General features: G+C 71.8%; 25 protein-coding genes. 17 read left to right on the top strand and 8 right to left on the bottom strand.

Annotated elements, in window-relative coordinates:
• Positions 1-269: 269 nt before the first annotated feature.
• Complete coding sequence (locus AC067N_RS09730) at positions 270-1,679, bottom strand: PH domain-containing protein (protein WP_478678359.1); 1,410 nt, start codon at positions 1,677-1,679, stop codon at positions 270-272.
• A gap of 2 nt (positions 1,680-1,681) precedes the next feature.
• Positions 1,682-2,188 (bottom strand): PH domain-containing protein, encoded by a 507-nt coding sequence (locus AC067N_RS09725; protein ID WP_478678358.1) that lies wholly within the window; start codon positions 2,186-2,188, stop codon positions 1,682-1,684.
• Positions 2,189-2,219: 31 nt separating this feature from the next.
• On the opposite strand from AC067N_RS09725, the gene AC067N_RS09720 reads away from it, so the two are divergent.
• On the top strand, positions 2,220-3,380 hold the full coding sequence (locus AC067N_RS09720) for an NADH-quinone oxidoreductase subunit D (RefSeq protein WP_478678357.1): 1,161 nt from the start codon (positions 2,220-2,222) through the stop codon (positions 3,378-3,380).
• Between the two features lie 122 nt (positions 3,381-3,502).
• On the opposite strand, the gene AC067N_RS09715 is transcribed toward AC067N_RS09720, so the two are convergent.
• Entirely contained in the window at positions 3,503-4,597 is a 1,095-nt protein-coding gene (locus AC067N_RS09715) for an SAM-dependent methyltransferase (protein ID WP_478678356.1), read from the bottom strand.
• 55 nt (positions 4,598-4,652) lie between these two features.
• Here AC067N_RS09715 and AC067N_RS09710 point away from each other — a divergent pair, with 55 nt between their 5' ends.
• From AC067N_RS09710 to AC067N_RS09700, 3 genes are all read left to right on the top strand, one after another.
• Positions 4,653-5,855 carry a sensor histidine kinase gene (locus AC067N_RS09710; RefSeq protein ID WP_478678355.1) on the top strand — a complete coding sequence of 401 codons (1,203 nt, stop codon included), beginning with the start codon at positions 4,653-4,655 and terminating at the stop codon, positions 5,853-5,855.
• An 84-nt stretch (positions 5,856-5,939) separates the two neighbouring features.
• On the top strand, positions 5,940-6,608 hold the full coding sequence (locus AC067N_RS09705; RefSeq protein WP_478678354.1) for a response regulator: 669 nt from the start codon (positions 5,940-5,942) through the stop codon (positions 6,606-6,608).
• Positions 6,609-6,678: 70 nt separating this feature from the next.
• Positions 6,679-7,311, top strand: coding sequence for an AAA family ATPase (locus AC067N_RS09700; RefSeq protein WP_478678353.1), 633 nt, complete (start codon positions 6,679-6,681; stop codon positions 7,309-7,311).
• Positions 7,312-7,339: 28 nt separating this feature from the next.
• Here AC067N_RS09700 and AC067N_RS09695 read toward each other — a convergent pair whose 3' ends face one another.
• Together AC067N_RS09695 and AC067N_RS09690 are read right to left on the bottom strand one after the other, a co-directional pair.
• Positions 7,340-8,446 (bottom strand): DUF5937 family protein, encoded by a 1,107-nt coding sequence (locus AC067N_RS09695; protein WP_478678352.1) that lies wholly within the window; start codon positions 8,444-8,446, stop codon positions 7,340-7,342.
• A gap of 124 nt (positions 8,447-8,570) precedes the next feature.
• Entirely contained in the window at positions 8,571-9,704 is a 1,134-nt protein-coding gene (locus AC067N_RS09690; RefSeq protein WP_478678708.1) for a threonine aldolase family protein, read from the bottom strand.
• A 358-nt stretch (positions 9,705-10,062) separates the two neighbouring features.
• On the opposite strand from AC067N_RS09690, the gene AC067N_RS09685 reads away from it, so the two are divergent.
• The 10 genes from AC067N_RS09685 to AC067N_RS09640 all read left to right on the top strand — a co-directional run bounded on the left by AC067N_RS09685 (position 10,063) and on the right by AC067N_RS09640 (position 18,570).
• Positions 10,063-11,001, top strand: coding sequence for a Rossmann-like and DUF2520 domain-containing protein (locus AC067N_RS09685; RefSeq protein ID WP_478678351.1), 939 nt, complete (start codon positions 10,063-10,065; stop codon positions 10,999-11,001).
• Complete coding sequence (gene panC / locus AC067N_RS09680) at positions 10,998-12,038, top strand: pantoate--beta-alanine ligase (protein ID WP_478678350.1); 1,041 nt, start codon at positions 10,998-11,000, stop codon at positions 12,036-12,038. Before AC067N_RS09685 ends, panC begins: the two co-directional genes overlap by 4 nt.
• On the top strand, positions 12,035-13,747 hold the full coding sequence (locus AC067N_RS09675; protein ID WP_478678349.1) for an L-aspartate oxidase: 1,713 nt from the start codon (positions 12,035-12,037) through the stop codon (positions 13,745-13,747). The genes panC and AC067N_RS09675 overlap by 4 nt, the downstream gene beginning before the upstream one ends.
• Positions 13,748-13,752: 5 nt before the next feature.
• The gene (gene nadC, locus AC067N_RS09670) at positions 13,753-14,739 is read left to right on the top strand and encodes a carboxylating nicotinate-nucleotide diphosphorylase (protein WP_478678348.1); all 987 of its coding nucleotides are present in this window, start codon (positions 13,753-13,755) and stop codon (positions 14,737-14,739) included.
• A gap of 13 nt (positions 14,740-14,752) precedes the next feature.
• Positions 14,753-15,550, top strand: coding sequence for a type III pantothenate kinase (locus tag AC067N_RS09665; protein ID WP_478678347.1), 798 nt, complete (start codon positions 14,753-14,755; stop codon positions 15,548-15,550).
• Positions 15,551-15,929: 379 nt separating this feature from the next.
• Positions 15,930-16,622 carry a hypothetical protein gene (locus AC067N_RS09660; protein ID WP_478678707.1) on the top strand — a complete coding sequence of 231 codons (693 nt, stop codon included), beginning with the start codon at positions 15,930-15,932 and terminating at the stop codon, positions 16,620-16,622.
• A gap of 19 nt (positions 16,623-16,641) precedes the next feature.
• The gene (locus AC067N_RS09655; protein WP_478678346.1) at positions 16,642-16,818 is read left to right on the top strand and encodes a hypothetical protein; all 177 of its coding nucleotides are present in this window, start codon (positions 16,642-16,644) and stop codon (positions 16,816-16,818) included.
• 137 nt (positions 16,819-16,955) lie between these two features.
• Positions 16,956-17,402: a BlaI/MecI/CopY family transcriptional regulator gene (locus AC067N_RS09650; RefSeq protein ID WP_478678706.1), complete on the top strand. Its 447-nt coding sequence runs from the start codon at positions 16,956-16,958 to the stop codon at positions 17,400-17,402.
• A gap of 9 nt (positions 17,403-17,411) precedes the next feature.
• The gene (locus AC067N_RS09645) at positions 17,412-17,945 is read left to right on the top strand and encodes an amino-acid N-acetyltransferase (RefSeq protein ID WP_478678345.1); all 534 of its coding nucleotides are present in this window, start codon (positions 17,412-17,414) and stop codon (positions 17,943-17,945) included.
• Positions 17,946-18,234: 289 nt separating this feature from the next.
• Entirely contained in the window at positions 18,235-18,570 is a 336-nt protein-coding gene (locus AC067N_RS09640) for a histone-like nucleoid-structuring protein Lsr2 (RefSeq protein ID WP_033524724.1), read from the top strand.
• Here AC067N_RS09640 and AC067N_RS09635 read toward each other — a convergent pair.
• Positions 18,549-19,205 (bottom strand): SCO3374 family protein, encoded by a 657-nt coding sequence (locus AC067N_RS09635; protein ID WP_478678344.1) that lies wholly within the window; start codon positions 19,203-19,205, stop codon positions 18,549-18,551. The genes AC067N_RS09640 and AC067N_RS09635 overlap by 22 nt on opposite strands.
• A 463-nt stretch (positions 19,206-19,668) precedes the next feature.
• Here AC067N_RS09635 and AC067N_RS09630 point away from each other — a divergent pair, with 463 nt between their 5' ends.
• Entirely contained in the window at positions 19,669-22,194 is a 2,526-nt protein-coding gene (locus AC067N_RS09630; protein WP_478678343.1) for an ATP-dependent Clp protease ATP-binding subunit, read from the top strand.
• A gap of 89 nt (positions 22,195-22,283) precedes the next feature.
• Here the strand turns inward: AC067N_RS09630 and AC067N_RS09625 are convergent, their stop codons facing one another.
• Positions 22,284-22,952, bottom strand: a complete 669-nt coding sequence (locus AC067N_RS09625) for a hypothetical protein (protein WP_478678342.1) — start codon at positions 22,950-22,952, stop codon at positions 22,284-22,286.
• Positions 22,953-23,338: 386 nt separating this feature from the next.
• On the opposite strand from AC067N_RS09625, the gene AC067N_RS09620 reads away from it, so the two are divergent.
• On the top strand, positions 23,339-23,947 hold the full coding sequence (locus tag AC067N_RS09620) for a M23 family metallopeptidase (RefSeq protein WP_478678341.1): 609 nt from the start codon (positions 23,339-23,341) through the stop codon (positions 23,945-23,947).
• Positions 23,948-23,993: 46 nt separating this feature from the next.
• Here the strand turns inward: AC067N_RS09620 and AC067N_RS09615 are convergent, their stop codons facing one another.
• Positions 23,994-24,629, bottom strand: a complete 636-nt coding sequence (locus AC067N_RS09615; RefSeq protein WP_478678340.1) for a TetR/AcrR family transcriptional regulator — start codon at positions 24,627-24,629, stop codon at positions 23,994-23,996.
• Between the two features lie 164 nt (positions 24,630-24,793).
• On the opposite strand from AC067N_RS09615, the gene AC067N_RS09610 reads away from it, so the two are divergent.
• Complete coding sequence (locus AC067N_RS09610) at positions 24,794-26,443, top strand: MDR family MFS transporter (protein WP_478678339.1); 1,650 nt, start codon at positions 24,794-24,796, stop codon at positions 26,441-26,443.
• The last annotated feature ends 29 nt before the right edge of the window (positions 26,444-26,472 follow it).

Raw genomic sequence — 26,472 nt, 5'->3', positions numbered from 1 at the left:
CGATGCCTGCGTGGCCTGCGGGGTTCGCCCGGCCTCCGAAGCTCGTCCGGCCCCCAGGGTCCGTTCGGCCTCCGGGGTCCGCCCGGCCTCCGGGGTCCGCCCGGCCTCCGGGGTCCGTTCGGCCTCCGGGGTGCGTCCGGCCCCAGGGGTCCACCCGGCCCCAGGGGTCCGTCCGGCCCCAGGGGTCCACCCGGCCTCCGGGGGCCGTCCGGTGGTGCCCGTAGGCGGCCCGGTGTTCGGGGTGGGGACGGATATCCGGGGTGCGGCCGTCACGCCATCCACCGGTCCGGACGGGCCTCCCGGCGGCCTGTCCGCGACCGTTCGGCCTGGGCCCGCAGGAGTTCCGCCGCCTCGGTGGCGTCGCGCAGGCGGGCGGTGACCGTCTTGTTCGCGCCGGTGTCGACATGGACGTCGGCGAGGCGCTCGAACCGCTCCCAGGGCCCCTGCGCCAGCCGTACGCTCTGGACCTTGGCGTGCGGCACCAGGGCCAATTGCCTGCGGAGCAGCCCCCGCCGCGCGGCGAACACCGTGTCGGTGACGGCGAGCCCGTACCCCTTCCACCACAGCGGCACGCACCACCGGGCCCGCGCCGGCGGCCGTACGAGCGCCGCCGTGTCCGGCACGCTCACCCCCGGCAGCACCCGGGCGATCACCGACTCGGCGACCTCGCGCGGCGCGACCGGGATGAGCACGGAGTTCGAGGACCCCGCGACGTCCAGCTCGACCCGTACCCATCCGCGCCGCCGCCACAGCAGCGGCTCGACCACGCGTACGGTCTGCACGCGACCGGGCGGCACCGTCTCGTGGGCGCGGTCGAGGAGGCCGTGGTCGATGCGGAGACCGTCCGGGGACTCGCCCACCGTCCAGTCGTACTCGCCGACGAACCGGCCCACGCTGCTCGCCCCGGCCGCGCCGAGCAGCGGCAGCGCGGTCGCGAGGACCGTCCACAGACTTCCCGTGACGAACCACAGCACCGAGGGCACGACGACCGCCGCCGCCAAGGTCCCCCAGGTGGCGCCGGTCAGCGCCAGGGAGACGGCCAGGACGCGCGGCGGGACCTTCAGCAGCTGCCGTACGGGGGCCTCGCCGACGTCCTGCGCGGTGTCGGGGGCGAAACCGGCGGCACGGGCGAGCAGCTCGGCCCGCAGCGCGCGGGCGGTGCCCTCGCCGAGGTACGCCAGCTCGTCCTTGCTGCCGGTCCCGACCACGTCGAGCTTGAGTTTCGCGACGCCCGCGATCCGGGCCAGCAGGGGCCGGGTGACGTCGACGGCCTGGATGCGTTCGAGGCGGATGTGCGCGGTCCGGCGGAACAGCAGACCGGTACGTATGCGCAGCTCGCTCTCGGTCACCGCGAAATGGGTGAACCACCAGGTCAGAAAGCCGTACAGGGCGGCGGCCGGCAGCAGCACGGCCAGCCCGACCAGCAGCGTGGACGGATCCAGCCGGGTGAGCTGCCGCTGCGCCCCGTCCGGATCGTGCACCGCCCAGCCGATGACCACCGCCACCGGTGCCCAGGCCCGCCGGAGCGGCGTCACCGGATGCAGCCGGTGCTCCACGACGGCCTGTTGTCCGTCGGTGGCCGGCAGGCCGCCGTCCGCCTGCCGTTCCGTCGTGGGCCGCGGCTCGGCCGTCGTGCCTTCCGCGGTGCTCACCGAGTCGTCGGCGCCAGTGCTCGGCACGGTCACAGCCCCGCCGATCGGGCCTCGCCCAGCTGGGTCAGCCGGTCGCGGAGACGTTCCGCCTCCTCGGGGTCGAGACCGGGGATGCGGGCGTCGGTGGCGGCCGCGGCCGTGTGGAGCTGCACGCTCGCCAGCCCGAAGTGCCGTTCCACCGGCCCGGACGTCACCTCGACCAACTGCATGCGCCCGTAAGGCACCACGGTCTCCTCACGCCACAGCACCCCCCGGCTGATCAGCAGGTCGTCGGCCCGTTCGGCATACCGCCAGGAGCGCCAGTTGCGCGCCAGCATCGGCCAGCCCCACAGCAGCAGACCCAGCGGCAGCAGGGCGAACGCCGCCCAGCCGGGCCCGGCCAGCCAGCCGAGCAGCCCCGCCGTGCCGATGGTGATCGGGCCCAGCCACACCACCAGCAGCAGTCGTCTCATCCGCAGCAGCCGGCGCGGCAGTCCCGTCCACACCGGCTCGCCCTGCGCCCGCCCGGCGCCGTCCTCCAAGGTCCCCGTCTCCATCCCGCCAGCGTACGTACGACAGACTGGGTCCATGACTCCCCCGACGGAGACCAGACAGACGACGGTCGGTATCGGCGGTGCCGCCGAGAGCACGGACATGGTGCTGAACATCGGACCGCAGCACCCCTCCACGCACGGTGTGCTGCGCCTGCGGCTCGTCCTCGACGGCGAGCGCATCACGCACGCGGAGCCGGTGATCGGCTATATGCACCGCGGCGCGGAGAAGCTCTTCGAGGCGCGCGACTACCGCCAGATCATCATGCTCGCCAACCGCCACGACTGGCTCTCCGCCTTCTCGAACGAGCTGGGCGTCGTCCTCGGCGTCGAACGCATGCTCGGCATGGAGGTCCCCGAGCGGGCGGTGTGGATGCGCACGCTCCTCGCGGAGCTGAACCGGGTTCTGAACCACCTGATGTTCCTCGGCTCGTACCCGCTGGAACTCGGCGGCATCACGCCGGTCTTCTACGCGTTCCGGGAGCGCGAGGAACTCCAGAACGTCATGGAGGAGATCTCCGGCGGGCGCATGCACTACATGTTCAACCGCGTCGGCGGCCTGAAGGAGGACCTGCCGGCCGGCTGGACCGCGCGCGCCCGTGCGGCCGTCGCGGACGTCCGCTCCCGCATGGACGTCTTCGACGACCTCGTCCTCGGCAACGAGATCTTCCGGGGCCGCACGCGAGACGTGGGCGTCCTCTCCCCGGAGGCCGTGCACGCGTACGGGGTGAGCGGGCCGATCGCCCGTGCCTCCGGCGTCGACTTCGACCTGCGGCGCGACGAGCCGTATCTGGCGTACGGGGAGCTCCAGGACGTCCTGAAGGTCGTCACCCGCGACGAGGGCGACTGCCTCGCCCGCTTCGAGTGCCTGCTGGAGCAGACCCATGTCTCCCTCGCCCTCGCCGACGCCTGCCTCGACCGTCTCGCCGAGCTGCCGCCGGGGCCGGTGAACCAGCGCCTCCCCAAGGTCCTGAAGGCCCCCGAGGGCCACACCTACGCCTGGACCGAGAACCCCCTGGGTATCAACGGCTACTACCTCGTCAGCAAGGGCGAGAAGACCCCGTACCGGCTGAAGCTCCGCTCGGCGTCCTACAACAACATCCAGGCACTCACCGAACTGCTGCCGGGGACCCTGGTGGCCGACATGGTGGCGATCCTGGGGTCGATGTTCTTCGTGGTGGGGGACATCGACAAGTAGGGGGCCGGCGGGCCGGGGACGGTCCGGGGTTCCGGCCGGTCCGGGGTCCCAGCGATCCGGCGGGCCGTGGGTCCGGACTCCCGACCGTCATCCGCCCGCTCTGTCATCCGTCGGCGGCGCCGTCATCCGCCCGCGGCGCCGTCGTCCCCGAGCGGGTCCGGGATCCCCACCGGCTGGACGAGCCAGCCGAAGTCGCCGAGTCCGCCCGGTGCGGTGAGTTCGGCGGCCTCGCCGGCGCCCGCGAGGGCGCGGACGTAGGCGGCGGGGTCCGTGGCCGCCAGGGAGAGGGGCGGGCGGGCCGCGGTGACACCGAGGGCGCGCAGCGCGTCCCGCTGGGTCAGCAGCCGCGCTCCCGGCAGCGCGCAGGCGTCCAGGGCCACGTGGGCGGTGATGTCGCACGAACCGTCCGGCACGGGCGCCGTCTCCCGGCCCTCCCGGAAGCCGGTGAGCGTCCCGAAGGGCGGCCGGGCGTCCGCGAGATGCGCGTAGTCGACGGCGACCGCGAGGCCCCGTTGCACGCCCGCGACGGCCGAGGCCCAGGCCCGGTCCCGGGGCAGCCCGATCTCGGCGCGCAGCCCCTCCTCCGGGGCCGGCGGCCACCACCGCTCCAGCCAGGCCGCCTCCTCCCCGCCGACAGCCTCCCCGAGCCGTTCCCGTCCGTCCGCGCGGACGAGGACCAGCCGTGCGACGCCGGCCGCGTCCACCTCCACGACGTCCACCGGCACGTTGTCCAGCCACTCGTTGGCGAACAGCAGGCCGGTGATCCGTTCCGGCGGCTCGGCGAGCCACTCGACGCGGTGATCGAGCCCGTCCGGCCGGCCGGCGACTTCGACCGCGTACACGCGCGTGCGGGCGGCCACCTCCACGGGGAGCGACTCCAGGACGCCCTCGGCCAGCTCGCCCCGCCCCGCGCCCATGTCCACGAATCCCAGCTCGCGCGGCCGCCCCAACGCCTCGTCGACCCGGCACAGCAGTCGCGCCACGGCCCCCGCGAAGAGCGCGGACGCGTGCACGGACGTCCGGAAGTGCCCGGCCGGCCCCTCCGGCCGCCGGTAGAAGCCGCGGGCCCCGTACAGGGCCCCCTCGGTCGCGGCGCGCCAGGGCAGCCAGGGGCCGGCCCCGCAGTCGCAGTCCACGTAGCCTCCCGAGCTTCCGGACGATCCCTCGCCGCCAGAGGCTATGCCGCCTCCACCTTGGGGAGTACTTGGCCCTGTCATGGATCGGTCCTCCGGTTGACCCCGGTGGGCCGCGCGCTTCCCTACGCTGGGTTACGTGCAGCGCCTCTATGACTTCCTCCGCCGGCACCCGACATGGGTCGACAGCTTCTGGGCCGTCGTCCTGCTCGGGATGTCCCTGGTGGGCGGAGCGATCGACAGGGACTACGCGGAGAGCATGAACGAGGCCGCGCTCGTACCGATCGCCCTGGCGCTCTGCCTCTCGGTCGCCCTGCGACGCCGTATGCCGGAGAAGATGCTGGTGCTGGCCGCCGCGGCGGGCTTCGCCCAGCTGATCTTCGGCGTGCCGAGGATCGCGGCCGACTTCGCGATGCTGGTGATCATCTACACCGTCGCGGCGAACGGCGCCCGCTGGGCCTCCCGGTTCGCCCTGGCCGGGGGTCTCTGCGCCGCGCCGCTGGCGCAGATGCGGTGGAGCGAGGACCAGACGGGCATGCTGGGCAACGCGGTGCTCGCGATCATCCTGACGGTGCCGTTCGCCCTGGCCTGGGTGCTCGGCGACTCGCTGCGCACCCGCCGGGCGTACTTCGCCCAGCTGGAGGAGCGCGCCGCCCGCCTGGAGAAGGAGCGCGAGGCGCAGGCCAAGGTCGCGGTCGCCGCCGAGCGCGCCCGGATCGCCCGGGAACTGCACGACGTCGTCGCGCACAACGTGTCGGTAATGGTCGTCCAGGCCGACGGTGCCGCCTACGTCCTGGACGCCGCCCCCGACCAGGCGAAGAAGGCCCTGGAGACCATCTCGTCCACCGGCCGCCAGGCCCTCGCCGAGATGCGCCGCCTGCTGGGCGTCCTGCGCACCGGAGAGCACCAGGAGGTCGGCGAGTACGTACCGCAGCCGGACGTCGAGCAGATCGACGACCTGGTGGAGCAGTGCCGTACCGCCGGTCTGCCCGTCGACTTCAAGATCGAGGGCACCCCGCGCCCGCTGCCCAGCGGTGTGGAGCTGACGGCGTACCGCATCGTCCAGGAGGCCCTGACCAACACCCGCAAGCACGGCGGCCCGAACGCGGGGGCGAGCGTCCGGCTGGTCTACTTCGACGACGGTCTCGGTCTGCTCGTCGAGGACGACGGCAAGGGTGCCCCGCACGAGCTGTACGAGGAGGGCGGCGCCGACGGCCAGGGGCACGGGCTGATCGGCATGCGGGAGCGCGTCGGTATGGTCGGCGGCACGCTCGACGCGGGTCCCCGGCCGGGTGGCGGCTTCCGCATCAGCGCCCTGCTGCCCCTCAAGCCCGCACACTGACACGGTCGTGCCACCGGCTGACACCTGTCACATGTCACACGGCCGGCACCCGACGACACCCCACGGACACGGAAGAGGACCCCGATGGCGATCCGCGTAATGCTCGTCGACGACCAGGTGCTGCTGCGCACCGGGTTCCGGATGGTGCTGGCGGCCCAGCCGGACATGGAGGTCGTGGCCGAGGCGGGCGACGGCGTCGAGGCCCTCCAGGTGGTGCGGTCGACGGCCGTGGACGTGGTCCTCATGGACGTCCGGATGCCGAAGCTGGACGGCGTCGAGGCCACCCGCCGTATCTGCGCCGAGCCGGACCCGCCGAAGGTGCTCATCCTGACCACCTTCGACCTCGACGAGTACGCCTTCTCCGGGCTGAAGGCGGGCGCCTCCGGGTTCATGCTCAAGGACGTGCCGCCCGGCGAACTGCTGGCCGCGATCCGTTCCGTGCACAGCGGTGACGCCGTCGTGGCGCCCTCCACCACCCGGCGGCTGCTCGACCGGTTCGCGCCGATGCTGCCGGGTGCCGCCGATCCCCAGCACAAGGAACTGGAGCGGCTCACCGAACGCGAACGCGAGGTGATGATCCTCGTCGCCCAGGGCCTCTCCAACGGCGAGATCGCCGCCCGCCTCGTGCTGTCCGAGGCCACGGTCAAGACCCACGTCGGCCGCATCCTCACCAAGCTGGGCCTGCGCGACCGCGTCCAGGTGGTCGTCCTGGCGTACGAGACGGGGCTGGTACGGGCCGGGGGGCACGGCTGAGCCGACGGTCTTCCCCGGCGTCCCGCAGGAGCGTGACCTCCGTGTGGCGGGCGCCCGCTAGGGTGCGCGCATGCTCCTGTGGATCAACGGCCCCTTCGGGGGCGGCAAGACACAGACCGCACACGAGATCCGGCGGCGGCTGCCGGGCAGCGTGATCTGCGACCCCGAGCACCCGGGCTTCGGTCTGCACCGCATGCTGCCGCCCGAACTACGGGGGGACTTCCAGGACTTGGCGTCCTGGCGGCAGGGCGTGGTCGAGGTCCTGGACCTCGCCCTCACCCGGCACGACGGCGTGGTGATCGCCCCCATGACGGTCACCCACCCCGCCTACTTCGCGGAGACCGTCGGCCGCCTGCGCGAACTCGGCCACGACGTACGCCACTTCACGCTGCTCGCCGAGCGCGGGACGGTCCTGAAGCGGCTGCGGGAACGCGGCTTCGGCGATCTCCTCCGGTACGTGGCGGGGAAGGACGCCCCGCCGCGCGGGGAGAGCTGGGCGGTCGGACAACTGGACCACTGTCTGGAGCGTCTCCAGGAGCCCGAGTTCGCCGAGCACCTGTGGACCGACCACTCGACCGTACCGAGGACGGCGGACCGCATCGCCGTCCTGGCCGGTCTCGCCCTCCGCCCGAACAACGACGGCCCCCTGCGCACCCGCCTCCGCCAGGCCCGCGTCGGCCTACGACACATACGCTTCGACTGACGGCCGCTCGGGCGGCCGGACGGCGCCCCTACCGCAGTACCCCTTCCAGGAAGTCGCTCCCGAGGCGGGCCACCACCGCCACGTCCAGTTGGTGCAGGACGTACCGGCCGCGGCGGCGGGTCGTGAGGAGCCCCGCCTTCTTCAGGACGGCGAGGTGCCGGGATATCTCCGGCGCGGTCATGCCCAGCATCTGGGCCAGCTCGCCCGTGGTGTACACGCTGCGGGCGAGGTGGCGGCACAGGCGCATCCGGACCGGATGGGAGAGGGCGGTCATCCGCAGGGCGAGCTGCTCGACCGAGGGCGGCGCGGCGGGACCGGCCGTACTGACCGGGTACTGGAGCACCGGCTGCCAGCCGAACCGGTGCAGGACGGTCAGGTGGGGCCGGCCCAGACTGGTCGGCACGAGGAGCAGGCCCCCGTCCTCCGTGGCCGTCCGGCTCTCGACCAGCTTGTCCACGGTGATCCGGGCCGCCGCCGCGTCCAGGGCGATGGACGGGGACACGGCGCCCAGGGCCTCGGCCAGACCCTTGTGCCGCAGCAGTTCGGTCTTGTGACGGGCGTCCCCGGCGAGGGTGTGGTGCAGCCGGGACCAGGTCTCGGCGAAGAAGGCCTCGTCGCAGTCCTCCAGGAACTGCCGCAGCCAGGCCCGCACGCCCGGCGGGTCCGCCAGCAGCCGCTGCGCGAACCGCACCTGGCGCGGCCCCCGCGCGGCCGCCAGCTCCAGGGCGCGCCCACGCGCCTCCGGGTCGGACAGGACGTCACGCTTGCGCGAGTCGTGGCCGGGGGTGCAGACGAACTCCATCCCCGCGTCCACGAACTGGTCGTCCGTCAGCTTGTCCAGCAGATCCAGTTCCTCGGCGAGCGTCCCACCGGGGAGCGTGTCCCGGCCGGGGACGCCGGCGAACGGCATGAACAGGTCCGAGAACGTCGTGCGCCACAGGAAGTCCGCCTCGCACATCCGGTCGGCGAGATGGGCGTCCAGCCGGGCGGTCACCCCGGTCACCCAGCCCTGCAGCCCCGGATGGTGCCCCGGCTCGGCCAGCACGTGCAGCGCCATGCCGAGCTCGGCCAGGGGCGAGGGGACGAAGGTCACCCGCTCCGGCCGCAGCCCCGCGATGTCGATGCGCACGCTCATGCCCACATGGTGCCCCCGACCACTGACAGCGCCCTCGACCCGGAGACCCGCCCCGGCCCTTCGCGAAACCCGCACAGCGCCCCCGGCCCACCGGGACGCTCTCCCCGTTCCGGACGCCCGGCCCCTACGCCCCCAGCACCGTCGTCACCCGTGCCACGAAGTCCGCGACCGCCCGCCTCACGTCCTGCGCCGTCCACTCCAGCCCCGCCGCCCGCACCTCCACCTCGGTGACGGCCAGGCCCGGCCCGCCCCGGTCCCAGGGGCGGGCGAACAGCAGCGTCCTGGTCTCCTCGCCCTGCCGGACCGCCGCCTCCGCGACGACGTCGGCGTCGTACGGCAGCCACACCTGGAACTCGTGGGTGTGCGGGACCTCCGGGTGCACCCGCGCCCACGGCACCCCCGCCTCCGCGAACCCCTCGCGCAGCGCGGCGGCGACCACCCGCGCGTGCCGGACGTACCCAGGCAGCCGGGGCAGCTCCCGCTCCAGCCCGACGAGGACCGACAGGGCGGTCGGGAACTGCTGGAAGAGCTGGCCCCCGTACCGGTGTCGCCAGGTCCGCAGATCGTCGACCAGCGTCCGGGGACCGGCGATCGCGGCACCGCCGTAGGCGTCCAGGGACTTGTAGTACGACACGTAGACGCTGTCGGCGAGGGCCGCGATCTCGCCGACGGTGCGGCCGAAGTGGGTGGCCGACTCCCACAGCCGGGCCCCGTCGAAGTGGACCACCGCGTCGCGTTCGCGGGCCGCCTCGGTGAGCGCGGTCAGCTCCTCCCAGGAAGGCAGCACGAACCCCGCGTCCCTGAGGGGCAGTTCGAGCATCAGTGTGCCGAAGGGCTCGGGGAATCCCCTGACCTCGTCGGCGGTCGGCTGCCGGGACTCGCTCGTCAGCCGGACCGGGCGCAGCCCGCTGAGCTGGCTGAGCGCGTCCCGTTCGTGCACCTCCGGGTGGGACAGCGCGTGCAGCGCGACGGCCGGGTTCCCGGTCCGGGCCGCCCAGCAGCGCAGGGCCACCTGCTGGGCCATCGTGCCGGTCGGGAAGAAGGCGGCGGCCTCCATGCCGAGCAGTGCGGCCGTCCGCTCCTCCAGGGCCTCGACGACCCCGTTGCCGTAGATGTCCGCCGACTCGTCCAGGTCGTACACGTCCCCGGCCGCGTCCAGCAGGGCCAGCCGCTCCCGGACGGTCCCCAGGGCACCCGACCGCGACAGCACGCGGTCCGCCGCGCGGTGGGCGATCCGGCGCCGCCTGTACAAGGACATCGCCGGTGACTCCTTCTCCGGTGACTCCTTCTCCGCGGACTCGGTCTCCGGGGACTCGGTCTCCGGAGACTCGGTCACGCATCCCTCCGGCTCTCCCCGTACGGTCCCCTCGGGCTCCCCGGAGTGCTCCCGCCCGCGCGGCTCCTCCGCCGCTTTCCCCGCCGCTTCAGTCATCCCCGGATCATCCCGCGCCCGGCCGTCTCCCCGCACACGGAATTCCGCACGGCCGTGACCTGCGGACACTCTCCACGGAAACCCACAGCCTGTGGACAACCGAACGGCCCTCGAACCAATCGCGTTAACATGACGAGAAATCGTCCGGTACCCAGAGCGGACTGGAACGGGAAGGCCACCGCGAGTGAGTACATTCCAGCAACCAGAGCCGAAGGACCGCCCCGCGCGGCTCACCGTCGGCGTCGTGGGCGCCGGCCGGGTCGGCCCGGCGCTGGCCGCGTCGCTGCGGCTCGCGGGGCACCGCCCGGTGGCCGTGTCCGGGGTCTCCGACGCCTCCCGGCGACGCGCCGCCGAACTGCTGCCCGACGTGCCGCTGATGTCCCCGGCCGACGTACTGCGTCACGCAGACCTCGTCCTGCTGACCGTCCCGGACGACGCCCTGCCGGGCCTCGTGGAGGGCCTCGCCGAGACCGGGTCCGTACGGCCCGGGCAGCTGCTGGTGCACACCTCCGGGCGGTACGGCGCGAAGGTGCTGGACCCGGCGCTGCGGGCCGGGGCGCTGCCGTTGGCGCTGCACCCCGCCATGACGTTCACCGGGACCGCCGTGGACGTGCAGCGGCTCGCCGGGTGCTCCTTCGGGGTCACTGCGCCCGAGGAACTGCGGCTGGCCGCCGAGGCGCTGGTGATCGAGATGGGCGGCGAGCCCGAGTGGATCGCCGAGGCGAACCGGCCGCTCTACCACGCCGCCCTCGCCCTGGGCGCCAACCACCTGGTGACCCTGGTCGCCCAGTCGATGGAGCTGCTGCGCACCGCCGGCGTCACGGCCCCCGACCGTATGCTGGGCCCGCTCCTGGGCGCCGCCCTCGACAACGCGCTGCGCTCCGGGGACGCGGCCCTCACCGGCCCCGTCGCGCGCGGGGACGCGGGCACGGTCGCCGCGCACATCGCCGAGCTGCGCGCGCACGCCCCCGCGACCGTCGCCGGGTATCTGGCGATGGCCCGCGCCACCGCCGACCGGGCCCTCGCCCACGGCCTGCTCAAGCCGGAGCTGGCCGAGGACCTCCTCGGGGTACTCGCGAACGGAGCAGGCGGCACCACCGGGACCGAAGGGAACGCCGGATGACCACCACCGTGCTGCGCACCGCCGACGAACTGCACGCACGCACGCGTGCGGGCCGCCGCGCCGTCGTCATGACCATGGGCGCCCTGCACGAGGGCCACGCCACGCTGATCCGCACCGCACGCGGGATTGCGGGCGGCGAGGGCGAGGTCGTCGTCACCGTCTTCGTGAACCCCCTGCAGTTCGGCGCCGGCGAGGACCTCGACCGCTATCCCCGCACCCTGGACGCCGACGTCAAGCTCGCCGAACAGTCCGGCGCCGACGTCGTGTTCGCCCCCGCCGTCGACGAGGTCTACCCGGGCGGCGAGCCCCAGGTCCGCGTCACCGCCGGACCCATGGGCGAACGCCTGGAGGGCGCCTCCCGCCCCGGCCACTTCGACGGCATGCTCACCGTCGTCGCCAAACTGCTCCACCTCACCCGCCCCGACGTGGCGCTCTACGGCCAGAAGGACGCCCAGCAACTCGCCCTGATCCGCCGTATGGTCAGGGACCTCAACTTCGGTGTGGACGTCGTCGCCGTCCCCACCGTCCGCGAACCCGACGGTCTCGCCCTCTCCAGCCGCAACCGCTACCTGTCCGCCCGGGAGCGCCGCACGGCCCTCGCCCTCTCCCAGGCCCTGTTCGCGGGCCGGGACCGGCACGCCGCGCAGGAGGCGCTCCGCGCGCGTGCCCGCGAGGTGCCCGCCACCCGTGCGCGGGCCGAGGCCCTCAGCGCCCTCGGCGAGTCCCGCGCGGCAGCCGACGCCCACGCCATGGCCAAGGCCCACCCGTCACCCGCCACCACCCCCGGTGGAGACGCTTCGCGTCACCCCTCCGCATGCGGCCCCGCCGCCGTCCGCGCGGCCGCCCGGCTGGTCCTCGACGAGGCCCTGCGCATGAAGCCGCCGCTGGAACTCGACTACCTGGCCCTGGTGGACCCGTCCGACTTCACCGACATCCCCGACGACTTCACCGGCGAAGCCGTCCTCGCCGTCGCGGCCCGCGTGGGGACGACCCGGCTGATCGACAACATCCCGCTGACCTTCGGAGCCGCCTTGTGAGCACCGGCATACGACTGCACGCGCCCGCACCGGGCTGGTCCATCTCCGCCGACGTGGTCGTCGTCGGCTCCGGCGTCGCCGGTCTCACCGCCGCGCTGCGCTGCGAGGCCGCCGGCCTGGACACGGTCGTCGTCACCAAGGCCCGCCTCGACGACGGCTCCACCCGCTGGGCCCAGGGCGGCATCGCCGCGGCCCTCGGCGAGGGCGACACCCCCGAACAGCACCTGGACGACACCCTGGTCGCGGGCGCCGGCCTGTGCGACGAGGACGCCGTGCGCCTCCTCGTCACCGAGGGCCCCGACGCGGTACGCCGCCTGATCGAGACCGGCGCCCACTTCGACGAGTCCGAGGAAGGCGGCCTGGAGCTGACCCGCGAGGGCGGCCACCACCGCCGCCGCATCGCCCACGCGGGCGGCGACGCCACCGGCGCCGAGATATCGAGGGCCCTGGTGGAGGCGGTACGCGCGCACGGCCTCCGTACGATCGAGAACGCGCTCGTCCTGGACCTGCTGACGGACGCCGAGGGCCGCACCGCCGGTGTCACCCTGCACGTCATGGGCGAGGGGCAGCACGACGGCGTGGGAGCCGTCCACGCCCCCGCCGTGGTCCTCGCCACCGGCGGCATGGGCCAGGTCTTCTCCGCCACCACCAACCCTTCCGTGTCCACCGGCGACGGCGTGGCCCTCGCCTTGCGCGCGGGCGCCGAGGTCTCCGACCTCGAATTCGTGCAGTTCCACCCCACCGTGCTGTTCCTCGGCGCGGACGCCGAGGGCCAGCAGCCGCTGGTCTCCGAGGCCGTCCGCGGTGAGGGCGCCCACCTGGTCGACGCCGCCGGCACCCGCTTCATGCTCGGACAGCACGAACTGGCGGAACTGGCGCCGCGCGACATCGTCGCCAAGGGCATCATGCGCCGCATGCAGGAGCAGGGCGCCGAACACATGTACCTGGACGCCCGGCACTTCGGCGCCCCCATGTGGGAACACCGATTCCCCACGATCCTCGCCGCCTGCCGCGCCAACGGCCTCGACCCCGTCACCGAACCCATCCCGGTGGCCCCGGCCGCCCACTACGCCTCCGGCGGCGTGCGCACCGACTCCCACGGCCGCACCACCGTCCCCGGCCTCTACGCCTGCGGCGAGGTCGCCTGCACCGGCGTCCACGGCGCCAACCGGCTCGCCTCGAACTCCCTCCTGGAGGGCCTGGTCTACGCCGAGCGCATCGTCGCCGACATCACCGCCGCCCACGCCGGGAACAGCCTCCACGCGCGTGTGCCGCAGCCCGTCCCGTACGCCGAGCAGCCCGCGCACCCGCTGCTCGCCCCGGAGATCCGGTTCGCGATCCAGCGGACGATGACCGAGGGGGCCGGCGTCCTGCGGTCCGAGGCATCCCTGGCGACCGCCGCAGCGGCCCTGGACCGGCTGCACGCGGAGGCCCGCGACGCGCTCGCGGAGAACGGCAAGACGGCCGAGCCCGGCGTCGACACCTGGGAGACCACCAACCTCCTGTGCGTGGCCCGCGTCCTGGTCGCCGCCGCCCGGCTGCGCGAGGAGACCCGCGGCTGCCACTGGCGCGAGGACCACGCCGAGCGTGACGACACCGACTGGCGCCGCCACATCGTGGTACGGCTCAATCCGGACCGCACGCTCGCCCTACACACCACGGATACCGCAGACTTCCCCCCTACCCGGCCGTTTCACCAGGAGCAGTGACAGACGTGAGCACCCCCGAACTTCCCCTCGCCTCCGGAGGCGGCTGCGGCGACGGCTGCGCCTGCGGCGCCGATGACGGCCTCGCGGGCGAGGAGTACCTGGAGTGCGGGCTCGACCCCGCGCTCGCCCAGCTCCTGGCCGACGCCGGACTCGACCCCGTCGAGGTCGAGGACATCGCCAACGTCGCCATCCAGGAGGACCTCGACCAGGGCGTGGACGTCACCACCGTCGCGACGATCCCGGAGGACGCCCGCGCCACCGCCGACTTCACCGCCCGCGAGGGCGGCGTCGTGGCGGGCCTCAGGGTCGCCGAGGCGGTCCTGTCGGTGGCCTGCTCCGACGAGTTCGAGGTCGAGCGCCACGTCGACGACGGCGACCGCGTGGAGGCCGGCCAGAAGCTCCTCAGCGTCACCGGCGCCACCCGCGACCTCCTCACCGCCGAACGCAGCGCCCTGAACCTGCTGTGCCGCCTCTCCGGCATCGCGACCGCCACGCGCGCGTGGGCGGAGGCCCTGGAGGGCACCAAGGCGAGGGTCCGCGACACCAGGAAGACGACGCCGGGGCTGCGCTCCCTGGAGAAGTTCGCCGTCCGCTGCGGCGGGGGCGTCAACCACCGCATGTCGCTGTCCGACGCCGCCCTCGTCAAGGACAACCACGTGGTCGCCGCAGGCGGCGTCGCGCAGGCCTTCAAGGCCGTCCGCGAGATGTTCCCCGAGGTGCCCATCGAGGTCGAGGTCGACACCCTCCACCAGCTCCGCGAGGTCGTCGACGCGGGCGCCGACCTGATCCTCCTGGACAACTTCACGCCCCTGGAGTGCGAGGAGGCCGTCGCCATCGTCGCCGGCCGGGCACTGCTGGAGGCGTCCGGCCGTCTCACCCTCGGCAATGCCAAGGCGTACGCGGACACCGGTGTCGACTACCTGGCCGTCGGGGCCCTGACCCACTCGTCCCCGATCCTGGACATCGGCCTCGACCTGCGCGCGGCCGAGTAGGACGGGGCCGGCCATGCTGCTGACGATCGACGTGGGCAACACCCACACCGTGCTCGGACTGTTCGACGGTGAGGACATCGTCGAACACTGGCGCATCTCCACGGACGCGCGCCGCACCGCCGACGAGCTGGCGGTCCTGCTGCAGGGCCTCATGGGCATGCACCCGCTGCTCGGCGAGGAACTCGGCGACGGCATCGACGGCATCGCGATCTGCGCGACGGTCCCCTCGGTGCTGCACGAACTGCGCGAGGTCACCCGGCGTTACTACGGGGACGTCCCGGCGGTCCTCGTCGAGCCCGGGGTGAAGACCGGCGTGCCGATCCTCACCGACAACCCCAAGGAGGTCGGCGCCGACCGCATCATCAACGCGGTCGCCGCGGTCGAGCTGTACGGCGGGCCCGCGATCGTCGTCGACTTCGGTACGGCGACGACGTTCGACGCGGTCAGCGCGCGCGGGGAGTACGTCGGCGGTGTCATCGCCCCCGGCATCGAGATCTCCGTCGACGCGCTCGGCGTAAAGGGCGCCCAGCTCCGCAAGATCGAGGTCGCCCGGCCCCGCAGCGTCATCGGGAAGAACACGGTCGAGGCGATGCAGGCGGGCATCGTCTACGGGTTCGCCGGCCAGGTCGACGGCGTGGTGAGCCGGATGGTCCGCGAGCTGGCGGACGACCCCGAGGAGGTGACGGTCATCGCCACGGGTGGGCTGGCGCCGATGGTGCTGGGCGAGTCCTCGGTGATCGACGAGCACGAGCCGTGGCTGACGCTGATCGGGCTGCGGCTGGTGTACGAGCGGAACGTGTCGCGCCTCTGAGAGGGGGCGTCGGGCGCCTTGCCGCTCGGGGCCGCGGGTTCGTCGGCGGGTGCGGGTGGGCGGGGGTTGTGCGCGCCCACGCGGCGGAGCCGCAGGTGTCCCGCCCCGCGCCCCTGAAAACGGCCGGGGCCGCGCCCGTGCTCTTCCCATGGAGGGCGGGCCGCAGGCCCGATCCCTTCAGAGGCGCGGGGAACTGCGCGAGAGACCACACACCACCCGCACTCGCCAAAGAAGCCCGCACCCCGAGCTGTAGGGCGCCCGCGCTTCAAGATCCCCCCACGCGGGTGGTCCCCCGCGCCACGCGCCCCACGCGCGCCTCTTTTGTCTGATTAGCGCGTATCGTCACCGCATGCCCACGCCCCACGGAACCCGCGGCGGCATGGCGTTCGGCGCTGAGGAGCTGCGTGTGCTCCGTCGCGCCCTCGCCCTCGCCCTGAACCCCAGTCCCGCCTCGGCGGAGGACGTCCAGGACTGCCTCCGGCTCGCCGAGTCCGTCGACGAGGCGACCCGCGAGGACGCCCGCCTCAGGGCCTTCCTGCTGGCCGACCTGGCCCGATACCGCGCCGCGCTCCCCGGCACGGTCACGAGCTACGCGGCCCTGCTGGAGGAGGCCCTGGACGCCGGGTGCCGCCCCCACCCGGACGACCTCGCAGCGCTGCGCGCCCTGCGCGGCAACCCCGCGGCCGCGACCCTCCTGGACCGCTGCCGCGCCCTCGCGGAGCAGGACGTGCGCGCCCGCTTCGGGGGGCGCGCGGCGCGGGCGGGGGTCGTCCCGGCCTCTCGCTCCGCCGTCGGCGCCGCCCCGCGCGGGCGGCTCACCGCCCTGCCGGGCGGTCTTTCGGAGTGCGCGGTACGCGCGCGTGCGGCCGACGAGGAGCCCGCCCGGCAGCCCCCGAAACCGGCCGGGCCCGCACGTCCCGCCCAGCCCGCCGACAAGCCGGGCCCCGTGCCCCGGCCGGACGCGCCGCGGCCGAGCCGCCGGCCCGTCCCCACCCCGGGCGAGGTCTTCCCGCCCAAGCGGAAGCCCGGCGCCCCGCCCGCGAACCCGCCCCACCAGCTGGCCGCCGTCTAGCCCTGGCTACCCTGGACGCATGGACTACGTCTCCGCGCTGCTGCCCCCCTTCGTGATGGCCGCACTGTTCATCGGTGTGATCAGGGTGATCGTGAAGACCCAGGGCGGCCCCAACAAGGCCAAGGAGGACGCCGCCGTCGACGCGGCGCTCGCGCGCGCGGACCGCGCCCGCCCGGCCTCCGACGGCGACCGCTGAGGCCCGGCGCCCCGCGCCGCGCACCCCATCGGCGTACGACTCGTGTGCTTTTCGAGTCGTACGCCCTTTTTGTTCACCTTCTGCGGATATCGTGCGGAACTGTGCCTCGCCCCTTGGGAGAACTCGAAGACGCGGTCATGACGCGGGTGTGGAAGTGGAACCGCCCGGTGACCGTTCGGGAAGTCCTGGAAGATCTGCAACAGGAACGGTCCATCGCGTACACCACGGTGATGACCGTGCTGGACAATCTCCATCAGAAGGGCTGGGTCCGCCGGGAGGCGGAAGGCCGGGCCTATCGATATGAGGCGGTCTCCACGCGCGCCGCCTACGCGGCGGCACTGATGAACGAGGCCTGGTCGCAGAGCGACAACCCCGCGGCCGCTCTCGTCGCCTTCTTCGGGATGATGAGTGAGGAACAGCGGCAGTCCCTCACTGACGCCGTACGCATCGTGCAGGGTCCCGAAGCCGTCGCGCCGCCCGCCCCGGAAGCCGAAAGCCCTGCCGAAACCGGCGCCGAATCCACCGAATCGTCCGGCCGGACAAGGGGCACCCCCGGCCAATCCCCCGATCACCCCGGGCGATAGCGTCCGGTCATGCCAGCAGAGAGTCCCGAAGTCACCGCTAAAGCCCTCACTGTCCGACGGGCTCGGACCAGCGATGTCCCGCACGTGCGCCGGCTCCTCGACTCCTACGTCCAGCGGCGCATCCTGCTCGACAAAGCGACGGTGACGCTTTACGAGGACATCCAGGAGTTCTGGGTGGCTGAGCGGGACGACAACGCCGAGGTCGTGGGCTGCGGGGCGCTGCACGTGATGTGGGAAGACCTCGCGGAAGTCCGCACTCTCGCGGTGAACCCGGAGGCCAAGGGGCTCGGGGTCGGCCACCAGTTGCTGGAGAAGTTGCTGCAGACCGCTCGCTGGCTGGGTGTTCGCCGGGTTTTCTGTCTGACCTTCGAAGTCGAGTTCTTCGCGAAGCACGGCTTCGTGGAGATCGGCGAGACGCCCGTCGACACCGATGTCTACGCGGAGCTGCTGCGTTCCTATGACGAGGGCGTCGCGGAGTTCCTCGGTCTCGAACGAGTGAAACCGAACACCTTGGGCAACAGCCGGATGCTTCTGCATCTGTGATCGTCGGGCGATCGCCACGGAACCCCGGGGTTCCGAGGGGGTCTCAAGCGTTATTCCGGTGAGGGCGCCTTGCCCGGGTTCCCTATGTCCGAAACGCGCATGTTTTCGGTCTGTCCGGGCTCCCCGGTCTCTCCTGGCCCACTCCTCGGTCTCTCCCAGGGGTTTGTGTTTTTCCTGGAAAAGCGGTTTGCTTTCCGACGTACTGCAGTACTGCATATAACAGGGGACGTGAAACAGCGGCGGACGCCGCAGGCCCTCGGCCCTGAAGTTATCGATGAAAGGAAATCCGGTGGCACAGAAGGTTCAGGTCCTTCTTGTCGACGACCTCGACGGCGGCGAGGCGGACGAGACCGTGACGTTCGCGCTGGACGGCAAGACGTACGAGATCGACCTCACGACCGCCAACGCGGACAAGCTTCGCGGCCTTCTCGACCCCTACGTCAAGGGTGGTCGGCGTACCGGGGGTCGTGCCGCGGGCGGGCGCGGCAAGGCCCGTGCCGCTTCCGGCGGCAGCCAGGACACCGCGGCCATCCGCGCCTGGGCGAAGGAGAACGGCTACGAGGTCAACGACCGCGGCCGTGTCCCCGCCTCCATCCGCGAGGCCTACGAGAAGGCCAACGGCTGAGACTCGGACGGTCCGGTGCCGGCGCGCCGCAGCCGGACGCGGTGGCAGTGCGTCGCCACCGTGTCCACCACCCGTACGAGGTCGGGGGTGCCCGCAGCGCCCCCCAACGCCGACATCGTCGGCAGCGAGGGTTCGACCTCGCGTCCCGGCTCGGGGGGCCGCAGCCAGACGGCGGCCCCCTGTGAACCGGTGCCCCAGGGCACGCTCCTGCCCCCTCCGGCCCCGCCCGGAGGTGCCGGCGCCTCGATGTGACCGCCCGTTCCCACGGCTGTGAGGTCCAGTGCGAGGCCACCCCAGTCCAGCCACTCCAGCAGCCCCGGCAGCTCCTCCGCGCCGCCCGCCGCGACCAGCAGCAGCATCCGCCCGCCGCGCAGCGCCACCGGCGAGCCCGGCCCGGGAAGCGGGCCCAGATGCCGCAGCGCCGCGAAGCCGGCCTCGGCGGGGACGTCGAGCACATCGAAGCGCAGCCCCGTAATGAGATGTACGGGCGCCCCGGGCGAGGTCGCCCAGCCGAGATCGTTCTCGTACCACTGCCGCACCGCGGCGCCGTGCGGACGGCCCGGCGCGGCACGCGGAATATCGCCCGGGGTGTCGCTCGGGTCGAGCGGTCGGCGGGGAAGGGGGACGATGGCCATGTCAGGAGCAACCGTGCGAAGAGGCCCGGAGTTACGCTGGGCGTCGGCGCGGATGCACAGGGTGCAGGGAAAGGGGGCGTTCAGCGGTGTGCAGCGACGCAAGGATGTTCGCCCTTAGCGGAGGGAACCGGTGCACCCGGCATGGAGTGTCAGTCCCTACGGGTAAGACATCCCTAGTGGGAGGGGGCGACACGCAGGAAAGGCCGTCTCACGTTCGCCATCGGCGTACTGATGGTGGGGGTAACTGCCTGGCCTGCGGGAACATCGTCTCGCACCATCGGGTTGGAGCAGATGTCGGCGTTCGGGACCCAGGAGGCAGCAACTTCTGTCTCCGCGAGAGCGGAGGTGAACCGGACGGTGTCGGCAGTTGGAATGAGCGGTCCCCGCTTGCGGGACTAAGCTGCGGAAGGACAGAGAGGGGAGCGTCCCCTTACTGCCTGACCGCTCTGAGGAGCGATTAACGATGTTCGAGAGGTTCACCGACCGCGCGCGGCGGGTTGTCGTCCTGGCTCAGGAAGAAGCCCGGATGCTCAACCACAACTACATCGGCACCGAGCACATCCTCCTGGGCTTGATCCACGAGGGTGAGGGTGTCGCCGCCAAGGCCCTTGAGAGCCTCGGGATTTCGCTCGAGGCGGTCCGCCAGCAGGTGGAGGAGATCATCGGCCAGGGCCAGCAGGCCCCGTCCGGCCACATCCCCTTCACCCCCCGTGCCAAGAAGGTCCTGGAGCTGTCGCTCCGCGAGGCCCTTCAGCTGGGCCACAACTACATCGGCACGGAGCACATCCTGCTCGGCCTGATCCGGGAGGGCGAGGGCGTCGCCGCCCAGGTCCTCGTCAAGCTGGGCGCAGATCTCAACCGGGTGCGGCAGCAGGTCATCCAGCTGCTCTCCGGCTACCAGGGCAAGGAGACCGCCGCCGCCGGCGGTCCTGCCGAGGGCACGCCCTCCACGTCCCTGGTCCTCGACCAGTTCGGCCGGAACCTCACCCAGGCCGCTCGTGAGTCCAAGCTCGACCCGGTCATCGGGCGCGAGAAGGAGATCGAGCGGGTCATGCAGGTGCTGTCCCGCCGCACCAAGAACAACCCCGTCCTGATCGGTGAGCCCGGCGTCGGCAAGACCGCCGTCGTCGAGGGCCTCGCCCAGGCCATCGTCAAGGGCGAGGTGCCCGAGACCCTCAAGGACAAGCACCTCTACACCCTGGACCTCGGCGCGCTGGTCGCCGGCTCCCGCTACCGCGGTGACTTCGAGGAGCGCCTGAAGAAGGTGCTCAAGGAGATCCGCACCCGCGGCGACATCATCCTGTTCATCGACGAGCTCCACACGCTGGTCGGTGCGGGTGCCGCCGAGGGCGCCATCGACGCCGCTTCGATCCTGAAGCCGATGCTGGCCCGCGGTGAGCTGCAGACCATCGGTGCCACCACCCTGGACGAGTACCGCAAGCACCTGGAGAAGGACGCGGCCCTGGAGCGCCGCTTCCAGCCCATCCAGGTCGCCGAGCCCTCGCTCCCGCACACCATCGAGATCCTCAAGGGTCTGCGCGACCGGTACGAGGCCCACCACCGCGTCTCCATCACCGACGAGGCGCTGGTCCAGGCAGCCACCCTGGCCGACCGGTACATCTCGGACCGCTTCCTGCCGGACAAGGCGATCGACCTGATCGACGAGGCCGGTTCCCGGATGCGTATCCGCCGGATGACCGCGCCGCCGGACCTGCGTGAGTTCGACGAGAAGATCGCCGGCGTCCGCCGCGACAAGGAGTCCGCGATCGACTCGCAGGACTTCGAGAAGGCCGCCTCCCTGCGCGACAAGGAGAAGCAGCTCCTCGCCGCCAAGGCCAAGCGGGAGAAGGAGTGGAAGGCCGGCGACATGGACGTCGTCGCCGAGGTCGACGGCGAGCTGATCGCCGAGGTTCTCGCCACGGCCACGGGCATCCCGGTCTTCAAGCTCACGGAGGAGGAGTCCTCCCGCCTGCTGCGCATGGAGGACGAGCTCCACAAGCGGGTCATCGGCCAGGACGACGCCGTCAAGGCGCTGTCGAAGGCGATCCGCCGTACGCGCGCCGGCCTGAAGGACCCGAAGCGTCCCGGTGGTTCGTTCATCTTCGCCGGCCCGTCCGGCGTCGGTAAGACCGAGCTGTCCAAGGCCCTCGCCGAGTTCCTCTTCGGTGACGAGGACGCGCTGATCTCCCTCGACATGTCGGAGTTCAGCGAGAAGCACACGGTGTCGCGTCTCTTCGGTTCGCCCCCCGGCTACGTGGGCTACGAGGAGGGCGGCCAGCTGACCGAGAAGGTCCGCCGCAAGCCGTTCTCCGTCGTCCTCTTCGACGAGGTCGAGAAGGCCCACCCGGACATCTTCAACTCGCTGCTGCAGATCCTGGAGGACGGTCGTCTGACCGACTCCCAGGGCCGGGTCGTGGACTTCAAGAACACGGTCATCATCATGACGACCAACCTCGGCACCCGGGACATCTCCAAGGGCTTCAACCTGGGCTTCGCGGCCTCGGGCGACACGAAGACCAACTACGAGCGCATGAAGAACAAGGTCTCGGACGAGCTCAAGCAGCACTTCCGGCCCGAGTTCCTCAACCGCGTCGACGACGTGGTGGTCTTCCCGCAGCTGACCCAGGCCGACATCCTGCGCATCGTCGACCTGATGATCGGCAAGGTGGACGAGCGCCTGAAGGACCGGGACATGGGCATCGAGCTCTCCCAGTCCGCCAAGGAGCTGCTGTCCAGGAAGGGCTACGACCCCGTGCTGGGCGCCCGGCCGCTGCGCCGCACGATCCAGCGTGAGATCGAGGACTCGCTGTCGGAGAAGATCCTCTTCGGCGAGCTGCGTCCCGGTCACATCGTGGTCGTGGACACCGAGGGCGAGGGCGAGGCCCAGACCTTCACCTTCCGCGGTGAGGAGAAGTCGGCACTCCCCGACGTCCCGCCGATCGAGCAGGCGGCCGGCGGTGCCGGGCCGAACCTGAGCAAGGACGCGTAGTCCGCTGCGCGAGGCTTGAGCAGAAGGGGCTGCCCCGGGACTTCGGTCCCGGGGCAGCCCCTTTTCCGTTGAGGGCAGTGTGGGGGCGCTCAGAGCACGCTGTCCGGCCTATCGGCGAGGGACGGCGCCGGCCGGAGCCCGAGGACACGCTCCGGCACCGTGCCGGCGTCCGGCGCGTGATGAATTGCGGCCGTACCGAGGTTCGGAAAGCGCTCCGGGATTATCGAGAGGCCTTCGGTTCCCGTGAACGCGTTGAGCCGTAGCCGGGTGACGTCCGGCAGAACGAACCGGGACCGCTTCGCACCTGACGGCGTTCCCACCCGACGGCGTTCCGGTTGACGCGCGAATTCTCCAAGGTGCGCATGCGGGCGATCTTCCCGAAGTCGTCCCCGTGAGCCTTTCCGCAGTTTGGCGAGACTCTGTTTCTCCACTGAGCGCACCTGTCCGAGTCCGCGCAGACAGGTGTGCTTGAGTGCGCTTCTGGTGAATCGCAGATACTCCGGCGGCAACCCCGGCGGAAGGGCCGCGTCGACGGAATCGGCGGACAGCGGGATACCGGGGTCCAGCGACTCCAGGGTCGCCGAGGCCGGGAGAACATGAAGAACGCCCGGCTTTTCCAGACCGGGAAGGGTATTCGAGGCCGGCCAGGTGAGCGGAAGTTCGGTCGGCGATGTCAGATCGTCGACGTGGGGACCGATGCTGAGCCCTTCCCTCCCCGGTGGCAGTTCCGGCACGAGCGGACCGCAGGACGCCGGCATCCGGCCTCCTCGGCGGGACGTGGGGGCGTAGCCCCGGTCACATTTCCGGTGGGCTCGGAGGCGCGGGTCGGTGACATGCGGCATAGGGCGTGCGTCACGTACTAGGCGGAATAGTGGCCGCGCCATGGTGGGGCAAATCGGACTTATGGTGCATCGCCGGAGTGGGTGTGGGCTGACGTGCAGGGCTTCGGGCGTTTTGGGGTGTTAGTGGAGTGATCGAGGGATTGGAGGTCTGTACGACCTTGCGTCGTAGATAGGGCGTTTTGGGTGGCGCGGGGAGTGCGGGTACCAAGGGACATGCCATTCGGCGGTCGCATTGAGCGCCGGGTGGTTCTCGTGTGCCTCTCGAGGCACCGGTCCCTGTCTCCGTCCCTCGTGAGGTCTCCATGTCGCAGCGCGTTCGCTCTCCTCGTTCCCGTATGTCCGTCCTTGGTGTCCGTGCGGCCGTCGTGGCCGTCGGAATGGGAGTCTCGGGTGTGCTGGGCGTCGGGGTCGCGGCCGCCGCCGGCGGTGCTCAGAGCGCCGGCACCGTCCAGACCGCAGGCGTAGCCCAGGCCGCCAAGGCCAAGAAGGCGACCTCGTGGGTCACGCCCGTCAAGGGCTACAAGCTTAGTGCCCGCTACGCCCAGGCCGGCAACATGTGGAACTCCACGCACAGCGGGCAGGACTTCGCCGTCAAGAGCGGCACGGCGGTCTTCGCCGCGTACGGCGGCACCGTCGTCAAGGCCGGTGGCAACGGTGCCGGTGACGGCCCCGCGTACGGCAACGCCGTCGTCATCAAGCACGGCAACGGCACGTTCTCGCAGTACGCCCACCTCTCCCGGGTCGAGGTGAAGGTGGGGCAGGTCGTCAAGACCGGGCAGCGCATAGCCCTCTCCGGCAACACCGGTAACTCCAGTGGGCCGCACCTGCACTTCGAGATCCGTACGAGCGCGAACTACGGCTCCGCCGTCGACCCCGTCGCCTTCCTGCGCGGCAAGGGCATCACGCTCTGACCGACGCCGTACGGCGTCGTCGCGGGCGTACGGCGCCGACGGGTCCTCAGACCTCCGGTCCGCCCGCGTGCGCCTGGGTCACCAGATCGATCGCGACCTCCAGGACGGCCTTGCGCTTGTCCTCGGGGTCGCCTTCGACGTCCCGGAGCACGAACATCCCGGCGTGCATGGTGAACAGGGCGCTGATGCAGCGAACCTGGTCCGTCAGGGCGGCGTCCGGTTCCTTGATGGTGTCGACCAGGCGCATCATGCGCTCCTTGAACGACTCGCCGACGCTCAACTCCCGTACCGTCGCCTGGTTCTCCTGCATGAAGCGGAAGAAGGGGGCCACGTCGGCCAGGGCCTCGCTGTAGCGGCGCAGGATCTCCCGCTTGGTGTCCAGGGTGCGCGGCTGGGTTCCCGCCCACTCGATCAGCTCGTCGATCGGGCGCTGGAGGTCCTGGAAGAGGCCGACGAGGATGTCCTCCTTCGTCTTGAAGTGGTAGTAGAGAGCCGCCTTCGTCACCTCCAGGCGCTCGGCGATCTCCCTCAGCGAGGTCTTCTCGTACCCCTGCTCGGCGAAGAGTTCGAGGGCGACGTCCTGGATGCGCTGACGGGTGTTGCCGCGGCGATGCCGTTTCGGCGCGGTGTCAGCGGGCGCGGTACCGGCTGTCGTCCCGCCCTCGGCTGTCGTCTCGCTCATCCTGCTGCTCCTCGCCGCCGTGGCCCCTCGTGGGTCAAGCCTCTGCCAAGCCCACGGAACTTACTTGACGACCGGCTAGTTGTGGACCTACTTTCCCCAAGTGTAGTCAACTAGCCGGGCGGCAAGTAAGTGCGGAAGCGGTCCGGGGGGAAGGGAGGACCGCCATGGAGGCGGATACCGAGAAGGACGCGACCCGGGGGGCCGGAGGTGCCGCCGCCGGGACCGGTGACGTCGTCCGCGACGCGGTCGAGGCGACGGAGCCGCAGCCGCGCAGTGTGCGCGTCGTGCTGTTCGCCCTCATGATCGCGATGCTGCTCGCGATGCTCGACAACATGATCGTGGGCACCGCCATGCCGACGATCGTGGGCGACCTCGGCGGGCTCGAACACCTGTCGTGGGTGGTGACCGCGTACACGCTCGCGACCGCCGCCTCCACCCCCATCTGGGGCAAGCTCGGCGACCTCTACGGCCGCAAGAGCGTCTTCATGACCTCGATCGTGATCTTCCTGATCGGATCGGCGCTCAGCGGCATGGCCCAGGACATGGGCCAGCTGATCGGCTTCCGCGCCCTCCAGGGCCTCGGCGCCGGCGGGCTAATGGTCGGCGTCATGGCGATCATCGGCGATCTGATCCCGCCACGGGAGCGGGGCAAGTACCAGGGCATGATGGCCGGTGTCATGGCCCTCGCGATGATCGCGGGGCCGCTGGTCGGCGGGACCATCACCGACCACTGGGGATGGCGCTGGTCCTTCTACATCAACCTGCCGCTCGGCGTGGTCGCGCTGGCCGCCGTCAGTGTCGTGCTGCATCTGCCGAAGCCGACGCGCGAGGCGCGGTCGGCGCGGAGCGTCGACTACCTGGGTGCGGCGTTGCTGACCGTCGGCATCACGGCGATCGTGCTGGTGACGACATGGGGCGGGACCGAGTACGCGTGGGGGTCGGCCGTCGTCATGGAGCTGACCGCGATCGGGGTGGCCGCGCTCGTGGGGTTCCTGTTCGTGGAGACCAGGGCGACCGAACCGGTGATGCCGCTGCACATCTTCCGCAGCCGGAACTTCAGCCTGATGTCCCTGATCGGGTTCATCACCGGATTCGTGATGTTCGGCGCGGTGCTCTTCCTGCCGCTCTACCAGCAGTCCGTGCAGGGCGCGTCCGCGACCAACTCCGGGCTGCTGCTGCTGCCGATGCTGGGCGCGATGCTCGCGGTGTCGATGGTCGCCGGGCGGGTGACCACGGGCAGCGGCCGCTACAAGGTCTTCCCCCTCGTCGGCAGCGTCCTGATGATCGCCGGGCTCTTCCTGCTGGCTCAGATGGACACCGGGACGAGCCGGGTGACGTCCGGGGTGTTCATGGCGGTGCTCGGCGCCGGTATGGGATGCCTGATGCAGATCACCATGCTCGTCGCGCAGAACAGCGTCGAGATGCGGGACATGGGTGTCGCGTCCTCCACGACCACGCTGGCCCGGACGCTCGGCTCGTCCTTCGGCGTCGCGATCATGGGCGCGCTGTTCAACAGCCGGGTCCAGGACGTCATGGCCGAGCGGGCCGGGGCGCTGGGGTCCAAGGTGACCGAGCAGTCCGCGCAGCTCGACGCGGCGAGCCTGGCGAAGCTGCCGGTTCCGGCCCGGGAGGCGTACCAGTACGCGGTGGCCTCCGGCACGCACTCGGCGTTCCTGCTGGGCTCGCTCGTCGCCGTCCTCGCGCTGGTGGCCGCGGTGTTCGTGAAGGAGGTGCCGCTGCGGGGTGCAGGGGGACCGGCCGCGGGCACCGAGAGCGGGGACGAGGCGAAGGAGAGGGTCACGGGGGGCGTCTGACGGGCGTCCGGCAGGCCCGGGCGGTCCGA

The sequence above is a fragment of the Streptomyces sp. NPDC042364 genome (assembly GCF_056437585.1).
This window is presented reverse-complemented; position numbering and strand designations above follow the sequence as displayed.